The organism is Streptomyces sp. NPDC001100 (genome assembly GCF_053598575.1).
This window is the reverse complement of sequence record NZ_JBSFKO010000004.1, coordinates 360,618-374,979: the sequence shown is the minus strand read 5'-3', so window position 1 is coordinate 374,979 and position 14,362 is coordinate 360,618. Positions and strand designations below refer to the sequence as shown.

Genomic DNA, 14,362 nt, shown 5'->3' with positions numbered 1-14,362 from the left:
ACCACCGAACACGAAGGGCGGCCGGTGCCCACAAGCACCGGCCGCCCTTCGTCGTCGTAGAACCGGAAACAGCTACCCGGCGTCGCCGGAGTCCGTGTCCGCGTCCGCGTCCGCCGAGATCAGCTCCCGGCAGCGCTTCACATCCTGGGCGATCTGCTCCAGCAGACCCTCCAGCGACTCGAACTTCGCCTGGCCGCGCACGAAGGCGAGGAAGTCGACGGCGACGTGCAGGCCGTAGAGGTCGAGGCCGACGCGGTCGATGGCGTAGGCCTCCACCGTGCGCTCGGTGCCGTCGAACTGCGGGTTCGTGCCGACGGAGATCGCGGCCGGCATGGCCTCGCCCTCGACGTGGAGGTACCCGGCGTAGACGCCGTCGGCCGGGATCGCCGTGTGGGGCAGGGTCTCGACGTTGGCCGTCGGGAAGCCCATCTCGCGACCGCGCTGGGCGCCGCGCACCACGACACCCTCGACCCGGTGCGGGCGGCCGAGAATCTCGCGGGCGCCCTCGACGTCGCCCTCGGCGACCAGCCGCCTGGTCAGTGTGGAGGAGAAGGGCTCGCCGCCGCCCGCCGCACCGCTCACGTAAAGATCCACCACCTCTACCTCGAAGTCGTATGTCCGGCCCTGCTCGATCAGGAAGGCCACATTGCCCGCGGCCTTGTGGCCGAAGCGGAAGTTGGGGCCCTCGACGACCGCTTTCGCGTGCAGCTTGTCCACCAGGACCTTGACCACGAAGTCGGCCGGGGACAGCTTGGAGAACTCTTTGGTGAACGGCAGGATCAGCGCCGCGTCCACGCCCAGCTCGGCCATCAGTTCGGCACGGCGGTGGTGCGGGGCGAGCAGCGGGGGGTGGCTGCCGGGGCGCACGACCTCGCTGGGGTGCGGGTCGAAGGTGACGACGACGGAGGGAACGCCCAGCTCACGGGCGCGTTCCACGGCATGCCGGATGATCAGCTGGTGCCCGCGGTGGACCCCGTCATAAGAACCGATGGTGACGACGCTGCGCCCCCAGTCCTCGGGGATGTCCTCCAAGCCACGCCAGCGCTGCACTGTGACCGCTCCTCATCGAACCCGTGTCCGTATGTAGACCTGTGTCGTTGACCTCTTACGCAGGTCTAAGGGTGCCATGCCGGGGCCCTCCGCCCCGCATCGGCATGGAGGCTGTGACCGGGCGCACGTACGAATACCGTTAGGCGGAAACCCCCACCCCGGCCAGGTTCTCGATCATGCGCCGGGTGCTGGGTCCGACCACCGCGGCCCAGTCCTCCGGGGTGTCCGCGAGCCAGCGGGCCATCAGGGCGGCGAAGCCCGGCACCTGGCGGCCGAGGTCGACGAGTCCGCGGTCGAAGCGGGTCGCTCCGGCGGGGGTGCGGACGAGCAGCCGGCCGGTCCGGTGGACGAGGTCGCGGAGCCCGTCGTCGTCGCGCCGGGCCGCCGCGTGCAGCAGGGCGTCCAGCACGGCGGGGTCGTGCTCGTGCGCGAGCAGGAACTCCAGGAGTTCGCGGCGCAGCGGGCGGGAGGCGGGGGTGCCGGGAGCGGCGAGCACGGCGGCGAGGACCGTCCGCACCGGTTCCGGGCCGCCGTCGAGCAGGCCGGTGACCAGGGGGAGGAGGTCGGCCCGTGCGGTGGGGCCGCGGTCGAGGCGCCGGTCGACGTAGACCCCGAGGTGGGCCGCCGTCTCCGGCCACCGTACGACGGTCTCGCGCACCAGGGCGGCGGCCCGGCGGGCGAGGGCGGGGGTGGTGACGTCGGCGAGCGTGCGGACCGCCTCGCCCGCGTCCGGGCCGTGCAGCCGGGCCCGGAAGGCTTCGAGGACGGGGTCGGAGTGGGTGGTGAGGGCGGCGGCCAGCGCGCTCGGCGGGAACTGCGGGTCGCCGGACGCGAAGTGCCGCAGCGCCTGCGGGAGATGACGGGAGCGGGTGTGCGGATCGCGGACGAGGAGGGCGAGCGCGCCGCCGTGCAGAGAGCGGTCGGCGGGGCGGGCCAGCAGGAACTGGGCCGCGTAGCGCAGGAGTTCACGGTCGGCCTCGGTCCGTACGTGCGGTGCGGCCCGCAGCCCGTACGCCACCGCCGCCACCCGCCGCCCCGGCCGCTCGTCGTGCGCCCACCGGTCCACGGCCCGGCACACGGCCGACGGCTCCTCCTCGGCCAGTACGGCGAGGAGTTCGTCGGCCCGCCCGTGCGCACAGCCGACCAGCACCTCGGTCAGATCGTCCAGCGCCCGCCGCCGATGCGTGTGCAGCAGGGCCTGAGCGGCCGTCGCCACGGTCGCGTGCGGGGTCGCGGGCAACGGCCGCTCGTCGTCGAACCACCGGGTCAGCAGCGGCTGTACGGCGGCGGGGTCGGCGGCGAGCAACTCGGCGGCGGCGTCCAGGAATCGGGGCCCGACGGCGTCCTGCGGGGCACCGTCGGCGAGCACCAGCCGCCGCAGCAGCTCGAACCGCTCGGCCTCCGGCAACGCCAGCGCGGTCCAGAAGTCCGGCCCGAACTCCGCCGGTACATCGCCCTGTTGCTGCCGCCACCCCACCAACTCGTCGGCGAGCAGCCGCAGTACGCCGCTGTACGGCGTCGCGTCGGGCACCCGTACCAGCACCCCGGCGAGCAGCCGAGCGGCCCACCAGGAGTGCGGGTCGGCGTCCAGAGCCCGCGCCAACTCCTTCAGCCGTAGGACGAGTTGACCGGTGCCGTGCTCGCGGGCGAGGAGCAGCAGGGCCTGCACGACGGGGCCGATGCGGTGGTGCGGGACGGGGAGGAGATGCGGGGCCCGCTGAGTGTGCGGGCGGTGCACGAGAGCGTGCAGTGCCTCGTCGAGGTCGAGGTGCGTGCCCTGGATCCAGTCGGCCAACTCCTCGTGGGCGAAGCGGTATCCACTGCCGGCCGGCACGAGAAGCCCCTCGGTGAGGACGGCGGACGCCCACCCGGTACCGCCGCCGAGCCGCGCCGGTGCGGGCCCCCACGGGAACACCGCCTCGAACGCCTCCCGGTCCAACTCCCCCTGCCCCGGCCCAAGACTGCGCCGCGCCGCTTCGTGCACCTGCCCGGACACCTTGGCGGCGAGGCGTCGTACGGCGGTGCCGCGCAGCCCGTTCTCGGCGGCGAGCCGGACGGCGATGCGGAGGCACATGAGGTCGAGGTAGGCCGAGAACACCTCGTCCCGGTGAAGTGGGGCAGCAGGGGCAGCGGGCAACGCGGCGAGCACCTCGGAGAGGAGGCGGAGGGTGAGGGGGTGACGGGCGTCGGGGTCGGCGAGGGCGCCCTCGGGGACGCCGTAGGCTGCGCGGGCTCGGCGGGCTTCGTCGTCCCGCAGGTCGCCAAGGTGGACGCAGGCTGGAAGTGCCGTCCCGGGGGCTGCGCCCCCAGACCCCCGCTTCGGCCCCGAAAGGGCCTCGTCCTCAAACGCCGGACGGGCTGAGGAATGCGGACCCGCGTCATCGGGCGCAGGCACCTCTGGGGGAAACCCTCCGTACAACAACTCCCTTGAAAACCCCGCCCCTTCCCAGTACTCCGCCCGGCACCCCACCACCAGCCGCGCCCCACTCGCCCGCAGCCACTCCCCCGTCCCCCGGGTCCACGCGTCCAGCCGGTGCGCCAGCACGGGTGGCATCTCCTCGGGCCCGTCGAGCAGCAACAGCAAGGGCCTGCCCGCCTCGCGCGCGACCCGTGCCAGCCGATCGGGGCCGACGTCGCCGAGGCCGCCGGGCAGGGCGACGGACGCGGCCAGGATGCGGGCCGCCCGCTCCATCGTCCGCCGTACCGCGTCCGCCACCGATGCGTCGCCGTCGCGCAGATCGGCGCCACGCAGCCACAGCGTGGGCGCCGGTTCCGCCCCGCCGCCGCGCCGGGCGGCGAACGCCGCGAGTTCCGTCGTACGGCCACTGCCCGGGGGCCCGACGAGGCCGAGTACGGCGGCCGGGCTCGCGGTGAAGCGGGCGAACTCCCTTGCCACCGAGGGGCGTTCGACCGGCCGAAGCATGGACGGGCCGTCGAGGCCGGGGCCGCCGAAGCCCGCGAGCGTGCCGGGCGGGCCGTCCGAGCCCACCGACGTGGCCGTCAGTTCCAGTACACCGGCCAGGTTGAGGTCGGCGCCGTACGCGGGCACGGTCGCCGCGTTGCGGGCGAGGAGTTCGGCCAGTGGGCCGTCGGGCGCGCGCAGGGGTACCGCGAAGCCCGTGTCCCGCTGCCCGGACTGGAGTGCCGTGCCGAGGACGGCGACCACCGCTCCGGTCACCGTGTCGAGGACGGGTCCGCCGGCCGCTCCCCCGCCCAGCCGCAGCGCGTCCCGACCGGATGTGCCGATCGCCAACTCCAGGGCGTCGTCGAGGAGATGGAAGCGGTCGGTGGCCGTGTAGGTGACGGAGGTCGCGCCCAGGACGCGGGCCTCGCGCCAGCAGCCCGCGGCGATCCGCACGTAGGTGCCGGTCCCGATCCGGTCCCGGACGGTGACGGGGAGCGGGTCGACGCCGAGTCCCTCGGTGCGCACGAGGGCCAGGTCGAGGTCGGGCAGTGGGGTCACCGCGTCGGCGGTCACCAGGCAGCTGCGGTCGCCGGCCGCGTGCAGGACGAGCCGGGCCAGTCCGTCGACGGCCTCGTGGCTGGTGATCACCGTGCCGTGGTGGTCGGCGACGAATCCGGTGCCGCGCGGACGTCCGGCCAGATCGCGGATCCGCACGAGGCGCTCCGCTGGGGCCGCGATGTGCCGTCGTTCATCTGCGGCGCCGTCGTGGCTGGTCGCGCAGTTCCCCACGCCCCTTTGGGGCGCTGTCGCATCGCCTCCGGTGGATCGCCGCGGGCCCCGTCCCACCATGGTCGAACCTCCCCGCTGTACCGCTGCCCTGTGTTCGACGGTAGGCGTGGCGTGATCAGCGGGACAGATCGCGTGGTGAACGCGCCCCCTTCCGCTCCCTCGGTTCACTCCGAGCGCCTGCCCAGGTGGGTGAATAGACGCGGAGCGTTGGATACACCCTAGGGGTGGGGGAACCGAGGGGGGACCGTGGAGCGGCGGGAACGTGGACCCCGTGACCGCCGCTCCACGGGCGGGAGTTGAGACCCCCGGAGAAATCTCCGGGGGTGTCGCTCAGGCGAAGACCGCGAGGCTCTTGGCCTTGCCCTTCTGCGCCTCGACGAGAGCCAGGAAGCGGCCCTCGGGGTCGAAGACGCCGACCGCGCCGACGCCCGCGTACTCCTCGGGGATGTCCAGGCGGACTCCGTTGAGCAGCAGCTTGGCCCGCCGTTCGTCCACCGACCAGCGCGGGAACGCGGCCTCGGCGGCCTCGGCGATCGGCATCACGGTCAGCTCCTCCTGGAGCTGGTCCAGGGTCCTGGCCGAGTCCAGCTTGTACGGGCCCACACGGGTGCGGCGGAGAGCGGTGAGGTGACCGCCGACGCCGAGGTCCGCGCCCAGGTCGCGGGCCAGGGCCCGGATGTAGGTGCCGGACGAGCAGACCACCGAGACCACCAGGTCCAGGACGGGGGTGCCGTCCTCGGCGACGGCGTCCCGGACGTCGTAGACCGTGAAGGAGGAGATGGTGACGGGGCGGGCGGGGATCTCGAAGTCCTCGCCGTCGCGGGCCCGTTTGTAGGAGCGCACGCCGTTGATCTTGATGGCGCTGACCTTGGACGGAACCTGCATGATCTCGCCGCTGAGCTTGGCGATCCCGGCGTCGACGGCCTCCCGGGTGACCTTCGAGGCGTCGACCGACCCCGTGATCTCGCCCTCGGCGTCGTCCGTCAGGGTGTTCTGGCCCAGGCGGATCGTGCCCAGGTACTCCTTCTCCGTCAGCGCGAGATGGCCGAGGAGCTTTGTCGCCTTCTCGACACCGAGGACGAGCACGCCCGTCGCCATGGGGTCGAGGGTGCCCGCGTGCCCGACGCGGCGGGTGCGGGCGATGCCGCGCATCTTGGCGACCACGTCGTGCGAGGTGAAGCCCGACGGCTTGTCCACGATGACAAGGCCGTCGGGCGTCTGGGTCTTCTGCGTCATTCGGCGGCGTCGTCCTCGTCGTCCGGCTTCTTGTACGGGTCCGCGTCGCCCGCGTAGGCGGCGCCCGCCGAGACCTCGCGCACCTTCTCGTCGGACTGCCGTGCCTTGTCGAGGAGGTCCTCGATGGTCTTGGCGGTGTCCGGCAGGGCGTCCGCGACGAAGGTGAGGGTCGGCGTGAACTTCACGCCGGCCGCGGCACCCACGGCCGAGCGGAGCACGCCCTTGGCGCTCTCCAGACCGGCGGCGGCTGCCGCCCGCTCCTCGTCGTCCCCGTACACGGTGTAGAAGACGGTCGCCTCCCTCAGGTCCCCGGTGACCCGGGTGTCCGTGATGGTGACGTGCGAGCCGAGCCGCGGGTCCTTGATCCCGCGCTGCAGCTTCTGGGCCACCACCTCTCGGATGAGGTCCGCCAGCCTCTTGGCACGCGCGTTGTCGGCCACTGGTCCGTCTCCTTAGTAACTACTGCTTGCTGCTTGCTTCAGTCTTCGTCGCTGTGGAGCCTGCGTCGAACCGAGAGCAGTTCCACCTCGGGCCGCCCGGCGACCAGCCGTTCACAGCGGTCCAGTACGTCGGCGAGGTGTCCCGTGTCCCCGGAGACCACCGCGAGCCCGATCTCGGCCCTGCGGTGAAGGTCCTGGTTGCCCGTCTCGGCCGCGCTCACCGCGTACTTGCGCTGGAGTTCGGCCACGATCGGACGGACGAGAGAGCGTTTCTCCTTCAGCGAGTGGACGTCGCCGAGGAGCAGGTCGAAGGACAGAGTCCCCACATACATGTGTGTCCGGATGTCCCGCCGGTTCGGGGTACGGGCGCCGGTCTCGGACGCCGATACAGGAACCGTACACGCAACGGCCGGGGCCGATCGACGGAATTCTGCTCCCGCCGACCGGCCCCGATCGCGTGCTGTGACGATCAGCCGCGAGGCTTCTCGCGCATCTCGTACGTCGCGATGACGTCGTCGACCTTGATGTCGTTGAAGTTGCCGAGGTTGATACCGCCCTCGAACCCTTCGCGGATCTCGGTGACGTCGTCCTTGAAGCGACGCAGACCGGAGATGGTGAGGCTCTCCGCGATGACCTTGCCGTCGCGGACGAGGCGCGCCTTGGTGTTGCGCTTGACCTCTCCGGAGCGGACCAGGACACCGGCGATGTTGCCCAGCTTGGACGACTTGAAGACCTCGCGGATCTCCGCCGTGCCGAGCTCGACCTCCTCGTACTCCGGCTTGAGCATGCCCTTCAGGGCCGCCTCGATCTCCTCGATGGCCTGGTAGATCACCGAGTAGTACCGGACGTCGACGCCCTCGCGCTCCGCCATCTGCGCCGCTCGGCCCGCTGCGCGGACGTTGAAGCCGATGACGATCGCGTCGGAGCCGGTCGCCAGGTCGATGTCCGACTCGGTGACCGCACCCACGCCGCGGTGCAGGACGCGGATGTCGACCTCGTCGCCGACGTCGAGCTGGAGCAGCGAGGACTCGAGAGCCTCCACCGAACCGGACGCGTCGCCCTTGATGATGAGGTTGAGTTCCTGCACCAGACCGGCCTTGAGGGCCTCGTCCAGGTTCTCCAGGGAGAACCTGACTCCACGCCGGGCGAAGTTGGCGTTGCGCTCGCGCGCCGCGCGCTTCTCGGCGATCTGACGTGCCGTGCGGTCCTCGTCGACGACGAGGAAGTTGTCGCCGGCACCCGGGACGTTGGTGAGTCCGAGGACGAGGACCGGGGTCGAGGGACCCGCCTCTTCCACGTTGTCGCCCTTGTCGTCGAGCATCGCGCGGACACGGCCGTAGGCGTCGCCGACCACCATGGTGTCGCCGACCCGCAGGGTGCCGCGCTGGACCAGGACGGTCGCGACGGCGCCGCGGCCACGGTCCAGGTGGGACTCGATCGCGATGCCCTGCGCGTCCTGCTCCGGGTTGGCCCGCAGGTCGAGCGAGGCGTCCGCGGTCAGGACCACGGCCTCAAGCAGCTGGTCGATGTTGAGACCCTGCTTGGCGGAGATGTCGACGAACATCGTGTCGCCGCCGTACTCCTCGGCCACCAGACCGAACTCGGTGAGCTGACCGCGCACCTTGGTCGGGTCGGCGCCCTCGACGTCGATCTTGTTGACCGCGACCACGATCGGCACGTCGGCCGCCTTGGCGTGGTTCAGCGCCTCGATCGTCTGGGGCATCACACCGTCGTTGGCCGCCACCACGAGGATCGCGATGTCGGTCGACTTGGCACCACGGGCACGCATGGCGGTGAACGCCTCGTGACCCGGGGTGTCGATGAAGGTGATCTTGCGCTCTTCGTCGTTGACCTCGGTCGTGACCTGGTACGCGCCGATGTGCTGCGTGATACCGCCGGCCTCGCCCGCGACCACGTTCGTCTTGCGGATGGTGTCCAGCAGTCGGGTCTTACCGTGGTCGACGTGACCCATGACGGTCACGACCGGCGGACGCGCGACGAGGAACTCCTCGCCACCCTCGTCCTCGCCGAACTCGATGTCGAAGGACTCCAGGAGCTCGCGGTCCTCCTCCTCCGGGCTGACGATCTCCAGGACGAAGTTCATCTCGTCCGCGAGGAGCTTCAGCGTCTCGTCGGAGACGGACTGCGTGGCAGTGACCATCTCGCCGAGGTTCATCATCACGCCGACGAGCGACGCCGGGTTGGCGTTGATCTTCTCGGCGAAGTCGGTGAGCGAGGCACCGCGCGACAGACGGACGGACTGTCCGTTGCCACGAGGCAGCATCACACCGCCGACCGACGGGGCCTGCATGGCCTCGTACTCCTGGCGCCTCTGCCGCTTCGACTTGCGACCGCGACGCGCGGGACCACCGGGACGGCCGAAGGCGCCCTGTGTGCCACCACGGCCACCCGGACCACCGGGACGACCGCCGAAGCCGGGACGGCCACCGCCGCCACCGGCGGGAGCACCCGGACGGCCGGCGAAACCGCCGCCACCGCCACCGGGACCCGCGGGACGACCGGCGAAACCGCCACCGCCGCCGCCGGGACGACCGGCGAAGCCGCCGCCGCCACCGGGACGACCGCCGCCGGGACCGCCCGGACGACCGCCGCCGGCACCGGGACCACGGCCACCGGGGCCGCCACCGGGACGGGGACTGCTGCCCGCGGCGGGACGCTGCGGCATCATGCCGGGGTTCGGACGGTTGCCACCGGGGCCACCGCCCGGACGCGGAGCGCCGCCCTGCGGGCGGGGCATGCCGCCCGGGGTCGGACGCGCGCCGCCCGGAGCACCGGGACGCGGACCGCCCGAAGCACCCTGGGGACGGGGACCGCCCTGACCGGCACCCTGCGGACGCGGGGCGCCGCCGGGAGCACCACCCGGGCGGTCCTGGCCGCCGGGACGCGGGGCACCGGGACGGGGCGCACCGGGGCGCGCCATGCCGGTGGAGCCGCCGGAGGTGAACGGGTTGTTGCCCGGACGGGGACCGGCCGGACGAGCACCGGGGCGTGCGCCCTGGCCACCCGGACGCGGAGCACCGGGACGCTCGCCGCCACGCTCGGGGCGGTCGCCACGACCCTGTCCGCCCTGGCCGGGACCGGCCGGACGGGCAGCGCCCGGACGGGGGGCCTGGCTAGCCGGACGCGGGGCGCCCGGACGGGGTCCGGAGCCGCCGGTGGAGGCAGGGGCGGCCGGAGCCGCGGGAGCCGCCGGAGGCGCGGTGAACTCGGGCGCTGTCGGCGCCGGCGAGACCGGGGCGGGCCGCGGCGCGGGCCTCGGGCCCGGACGGGGGCCGCCGGTGGAGGCCGGTGCGGCGGGCGCGGCCGGGGCTGCGGGAGCCGCGGGGGCGCTCTCGGCGACAGCCGGCTTCGGGGCCGGCGGACGCGGCGCGGCGGGGCCCGGACGGGCACCCTGCGCCGGAGAGGGGGCACCCGGACGGGCCGGGGCAGCCTTGCGTGCGGGAGCGGGCTTGCCGCCTCCGCTGCCCTGCTGGAGGGCGTCTGTCAGCTTGCGTACAACGGGCGCCTCGATCGTCGAGGACGCCGAACGGACAAATTCACCGAGTTCTTGGAGCTTGGCCATGACGACCTTGCTCTCCACCCCGAACTCCTTGGCGAGTTCGTATACCCGGACCTTAGCCACTTCGCTCCTTTTAGGTCCGGGTGCGTCCGGACCGTCGCTACTTCATGGGCGTACTCATCGCGTGCTCATCGAGTGCTCATCGCAATCTCGACCTACTTCCAACTCGCGGAATACCGGGCCGCACGGAGGTTCCGTACGACTCGCTCTTACTGTGTTGCCTGCTCGACGGAGAGACGCAACGCCTTTGTGTCGAGCGTTCCCTGGGCACGCAGCGCCCGTGGGAACGCCCGGCGGCGTACCGCCAGGTCGAGACAGACCAGGGCGGGGTGCAGATATGCGCCCCGGCCGGGCAGCGTACCGCGATGATCGGGGACGCATTCGCCCTCGACCGCCACGATCCGCAGCAGTTCCTTCTTGGCCGCTCGCTCCCGGCACCCCACACAGGTGCGTTCAGGGCATGCGCGGGCTCGCGTCCGGCCAGACACGTCTAAGTCTACCTCCCCGCACCGACCTCACCCCTTCGGGGCAAGAATCGAACGGCTGTTGTCGTGATCTAAGCCACTGGCGGCCGAGAACTATTCCCCTGGCTGGTCGGACGGCTGTTCGGTGTCCGGACGGATGTCGATCCGCCAGCCGGTGAGGCGGGCCGCAAGCCGGGCATTCTGCCCTTCCTTGCCGATCGCCAGCGACAGCTGGTAGTCCGGCACCGTCACGCGCGCGGAGCGGGTCGCGAGGTCCACCACCTCGACCTTGGAGACCCGCGCCGGGGACAGCGCGTTGGCCACCATCTCGGCCGGGTCGTCGGACCAGTCGACGATGTCGATCTTCTCGCCGTGCAGCTCCCCCATCACCGCGCGCACCCGGCCGCCCATGGGGCCGATGCAGGCGCCCTTGGCGTTCAGGCCGCTGCGGGTGGAGCGGACGGCGATCTTCGTACGGTGGCCGGCCTCGCGCGCGATGGCGGCGATCTCCACCGACCCGTCGGCGACCTCCGGCACCTCCATGGCGAACAGTGCCTTCACCAGGTTGGGATGCGTACGGGAGAGGGTCACGGACGGACCGCGCATGCCCTTCGCCACCCGGACGACGTACGACCGCAGCCGCAGCCCGTGCGGGTACTCCTCACCCGGCACCTGCTCCTGCACCGGCAGGATGGCCTCCAGCTTGCCGATGTCGACGAGCACGTTCTTCGGGTCGCGGCCCTGCTGGACCACACCGGCGACGATGTCGCCCTCACGGCCGGCGAACTCGCCGAACGTCACCTCGTCCTCGGCGTCCCGCAGCCGCTGCAGGATGACCTGCTTGGCGGTGGTGGCGGCGATCCGGCCGAAGTCGGACGGGGTGTCGTCGAACTCGCGCGGCTCCTCCCCCTCCTCCAGGTCCTCGGGGTCCTCTTTCGCCCAGACCGTCACATGGCCGTTCTCACGGTCGAGCACCACGCGCGCGTGGCGGCGGCTTCCCTCGGTGCGGTGATAGGCGATGAGGAGGGCCGACTCGATCGCTCCGACCAGCAGGTCGAAGGAGATCTCCTTCTCCCGTACCAGGCCCCGCAGGGCACTCATGTCGATGTCCACGGCTACGCCTCCTCTGCGTTCTCTTCGTTGTTGTCTTCGCTCTTGTTCTTACGGTTGAACTCGACCTGGACGCGGGCCTTGACGACATCCGCGAAAGCGAGCCGTCTGGCGGTGGGCTTGCGCCCCTTCACACCGGGCACTTCCACATCGACGCCGTCGTCGTCCACGCCGAGGATCCGGGCGACCAGCTCACCGCTCTCGGCCAGCTGGAACTTCACCAGCCGGTCGGTGGCGCGCACGTAGTGACGGTGTTCGGTGAGCTCGCGCTCGGCACCGGGGGTCCCGACCTCAAGGGTGTACTCGCCCGCGCCCATCGCGTCGGTCTCGTCGAGCTTCGCGGAGAGCGCGCGGCTCACATCCGCGATCTGGTCCAGATCGGCACCCGTGTCGGAATCGACGACCACGCGCAGCACCCGCTTACGTCCGACCGAGTCCACTTCGACCTCTTCGAGATCGAGTCCCTGGGAGCTGACGAGCGGTTCCAGCAGTACTCGCAGCCTCTCGCTCTGGGTCGTGCTCATCCGGGTGACTCCTCGGCCGCGTGTGCTGTTGTGGGTAGGGCGCGTGTCTGCTCAAAGGGTATCCGGTCCCGGGGTGTGTTGCCGTCCACCTGCGGACAGACCGGTGCCGGTGACTGGCAGGGTTCGGGTGCGCGGGTACCGTGATCACGGGCGCGCAGCCCTTCCCGTGTTTTCGTTCGTACGAGCCCCCGAGGACGATCCGCCGTGCCGTTCCCCCCACCTCCGCGCACCCTCACGGGACCGCGCAGAAGGAGCCTGCTCGCCTCGGCCGCCGGAGCCGCGCTCCTGGTGGGCTGCTCCACCGACGGTGACGACTCCGAGAACACCGCGGACAGCCCCTCGGCCGCCGAACGCGCACGCGCGCGTGCCGCCGCCGACAGCGAGACCCTGCTCCAGCGGTACGACGCGGTCCTCGCCGCCCACCCGACCCTCGCGGACCGCCTAGACCCGCTCCGCGCGGAGGTCGTCCGGCACGCGACGGCCTTCGGGGGCAGCGGTTCCACGCCCTCTTCTACGACCACTGCCGCGCCGACGGCATCGGCTTCGGCCTCCGCCGTGCCCGCGACGGCGAACGAGGCCCTGGCCGGGCTGGCGGCGGCCGAGCGGAGCCTCGCCGACAAGCGGGCCAAGGCCCTGCTCGACGTGCCGGGCGAGCTGGCCCGGCTGCTGGCCTCGGTGGCGGCGGCCGGGGCCGGGCACGCGTATCTGCTGACGGAGGATGCCAAGTGAGCGACGAGAAGGCCGCGGAACTGACCGCACTCCAGGCGGCGCTGGCCGCCGAGCACGCGGCGGTCTACGGCTACGGCGTGGTCGGCGGCCGTATCCGCGAGGGCCGGCGCACCGAGGCCAAGGCCGCCTACGACGGGCACCGGGCCCGGCGGGACGCCCTGGTCCGGGAAGTGCGGGACCTCGGCGGCAAGCCGGTGGCCGCGTCGGCCGCGTACGCGCTGCCGTTCCCGGTGCCGGACTCGGCCGCCGCCGTACAACTCGCCGCGGAGCTGGAGGAACGGGTCGCCGGGGTCTACTCCGACCTGGTGCGGGCGTCGACCGGCGGGGTGCGCGGCACGGCCGCGGAGGCGCTGCGGGAAGCGGCGGTCCGGGCGGTGCGCTGGCGCGGCGGCAGCGTACCCTTCCCAGGTCTCGCCGAGCGGGCCGCGACCCCCACGGCCCCGGCGACACCCACGGCGTGATCCGCACGGGGACGCAGGACGGCAGTACGGCAGGAAGGGAACAACTCGCGCATGGCTTTCGAACCGCCGCAGCGTCTGGTGAGGGCGCTCGGTGAGACGGCACCGAGCGGTGACGACTGGTTGGAGAAGCTGCCCGAGGTGGCCCAACAGGCCGTTGATCTACGCGAGTTGACTGTGGAACGGGTGCAGGTGCCCGGTGGGCGCAGCAGCCTGGTCGTGCTGGTTCGGCGGGCCGACGGGACCCCTGCGGTGCTGAAGCTGGCCCCGCGCCGGGCCCGGCCGGAGAGCGAGCGGGCCGCGCTCGCGCACTGGGGTGGGCGGGGGGCCGTGCAGCTGGTCGAGGCGGCTGCCGGTGAAGGTGTGCTGGTGCTGGAGCGGTTGCATCCGGATGTGTCGGTGCGGTCGTTGCCGGAGGCGAAGGCGTTGCTGGAGGCGGCGGGGACGTTGCGGCGGCTGTGGGTCGAACCGCCGGCCGGGCACGTCTTCGAGACCGTGGCCGAGCGGACGGGGCGGCAGGCCGCGGCCATGCGGGGCAGTGACCCGGAGGTCGCTTCGCTGGTCTCGGCGGCCCTGGACGCCCGGGACGAGTTGTTGGCCGCGCCTCCTGAGGCGCGGTTGCTGCACGGGACGTTTCGGCAGAGCAAGGTGCTGGCCGGTGACCGGGTGCCGTGGCTCGCGGTGGGGCCGGATCCTGTCGTGGGTGAGTGCGCGTTCGATCTGGCTCGGCTGGTGCGGGACCGGGTGGAGGATCTGATCGCCACGCCTTCGGGGGCCGCCACCACCAGGCGGCGGATCAAGCGGCTCGCGGAGTCGCTGGAGGTGGACCAGGAACGGCTGCGTGGCTGGACGCTGTTCCGGGCGGTGGAGTCGGGGGTGCGGGCGCGCCGCGTGGGACGGACGTCGGACGCCGAGTTGCTGCTGGAGTTCGCGGGCTGGCTGTAGCCGCATCGCGGGCGGAGGCCGGGCCGTCCCCGTGGCGTGCCGCGGAGGGGACGGCGCTCCCCTGCTGGAGGGTCCTCGCAGGGGAGCGCCGTGGGTCCGGCCGACGTGCCTCCCGAGCCTGCCAACCGGAGT

12 protein-coding genes are annotated in these 14,362 nt (G+C 72.5%); 3 read left to right on the top strand and 9 right to left on the bottom strand.

The window, feature by feature from the left end; translation table 11 throughout:
- Positions 1-72 precede the first annotated feature (72 nt).
- The 9 genes from ACWDEW_RS08100 to rimP all read right to left on the bottom strand — a co-directional run bounded on the left by ACWDEW_RS08100 (position 73) and on the right by rimP (position 12,098).
- Positions 73-1,050 (bottom strand): bifunctional riboflavin kinase/FAD synthetase, encoded by a 978-nt coding sequence (locus ACWDEW_RS08100; protein WP_450510691.1) that lies wholly within the window; start codon positions 1,048-1,050, stop codon positions 73-75.
- Positions 1,051-1,189: 139 nt separating this feature from the next.
- Complete coding sequence (locus ACWDEW_RS08095) at positions 1,190-4,804, bottom strand: trypsin-like peptidase domain-containing protein (RefSeq protein WP_450510690.1); 3,615 nt, start codon at positions 4,802-4,804, stop codon at positions 1,190-1,192.
- Between the two features lie 270 nt (positions 4,805-5,074).
- Entirely contained in the window at positions 5,075-5,980 is a 906-nt protein-coding gene (truB, locus tag ACWDEW_RS08090) for a tRNA pseudouridine(55) synthase TruB (RefSeq protein ID WP_450510688.1), read from the bottom strand.
- Entirely contained in the window at positions 5,977-6,420 is a 444-nt protein-coding gene (rbfA, locus tag ACWDEW_RS08085) for a 30S ribosome-binding factor RbfA (protein ID WP_362973204.1), read from the bottom strand. Before rbfA ends, truB begins: the two co-directional genes overlap by 4 nt.
- 38 nt (positions 6,421-6,458) lie before the next feature.
- Complete coding sequence (locus ACWDEW_RS08080; RefSeq protein WP_450510686.1) at positions 6,459-6,752, bottom strand: DUF503 domain-containing protein; 294 nt, start codon at positions 6,750-6,752, stop codon at positions 6,459-6,461.
- Between the two features lie 137 nt (positions 6,753-6,889).
- Positions 6,890-10,063 carry a translation initiation factor IF-2 gene (infB, locus tag ACWDEW_RS08075; RefSeq protein WP_450510684.1) on the bottom strand — a complete coding sequence of 1,058 codons (3,174 nt, stop codon included), beginning with the start codon at positions 10,061-10,063 and terminating at the stop codon, positions 6,890-6,892.
- A gap of 146 nt (positions 10,064-10,209) precedes the next feature.
- The gene (locus ACWDEW_RS08070) at positions 10,210-10,488 is read right to left on the bottom strand and encodes a YlxR family protein (RefSeq protein WP_450510682.1); all 279 of its coding nucleotides are present in this window, start codon (positions 10,486-10,488) and stop codon (positions 10,210-10,212) included.
- Between the two features lie 90 nt (positions 10,489-10,578).
- Entirely contained in the window at positions 10,579-11,577 is a 999-nt protein-coding gene (gene nusA, locus ACWDEW_RS08065; RefSeq protein WP_019074814.1) for a transcription termination factor NusA, read from the bottom strand.
- Between the two features lie 2 nt (positions 11,578-11,579).
- Entirely contained in the window at positions 11,580-12,098 is a 519-nt protein-coding gene (gene rimP, locus ACWDEW_RS08060; protein ID WP_450510679.1) for a ribosome maturation factor RimP, read from the bottom strand.
- 204 nt (positions 12,099-12,302) lie between these two features.
- On the opposite strand from rimP, the gene ACWDEW_RS08055 reads away from it, so the two are divergent.
- The 3 genes from ACWDEW_RS08055 to ACWDEW_RS08045 are packed head-to-tail and all read left to right on the top strand — an operon-like array spanning position 12,303 to position 14,230.
- The gene (locus tag ACWDEW_RS08055; protein WP_450510678.1) at positions 12,303-12,827 is read left to right on the top strand and encodes a hypothetical protein; all 525 of its coding nucleotides are present in this window, start codon (positions 12,303-12,305) and stop codon (positions 12,825-12,827) included.
- On the top strand, positions 12,824-13,288 hold the full coding sequence (locus tag ACWDEW_RS08050; protein ID WP_450510676.1) for a ferritin-like domain-containing protein: 465 nt from the start codon (positions 12,824-12,826) through the stop codon (positions 13,286-13,288). The genes ACWDEW_RS08055 and ACWDEW_RS08050 overlap by 4 nt, the downstream gene beginning before the upstream one ends.
- A gap of 51 nt (positions 13,289-13,339) precedes the next feature.
- The gene (locus tag ACWDEW_RS08045; RefSeq protein WP_450510674.1) at positions 13,340-14,230 is read left to right on the top strand and encodes an aminoglycoside phosphotransferase family protein; all 891 of its coding nucleotides are present in this window, start codon (positions 13,340-13,342) and stop codon (positions 14,228-14,230) included.
- Positions 14,231-14,362 lie beyond the last annotated feature (132 nt).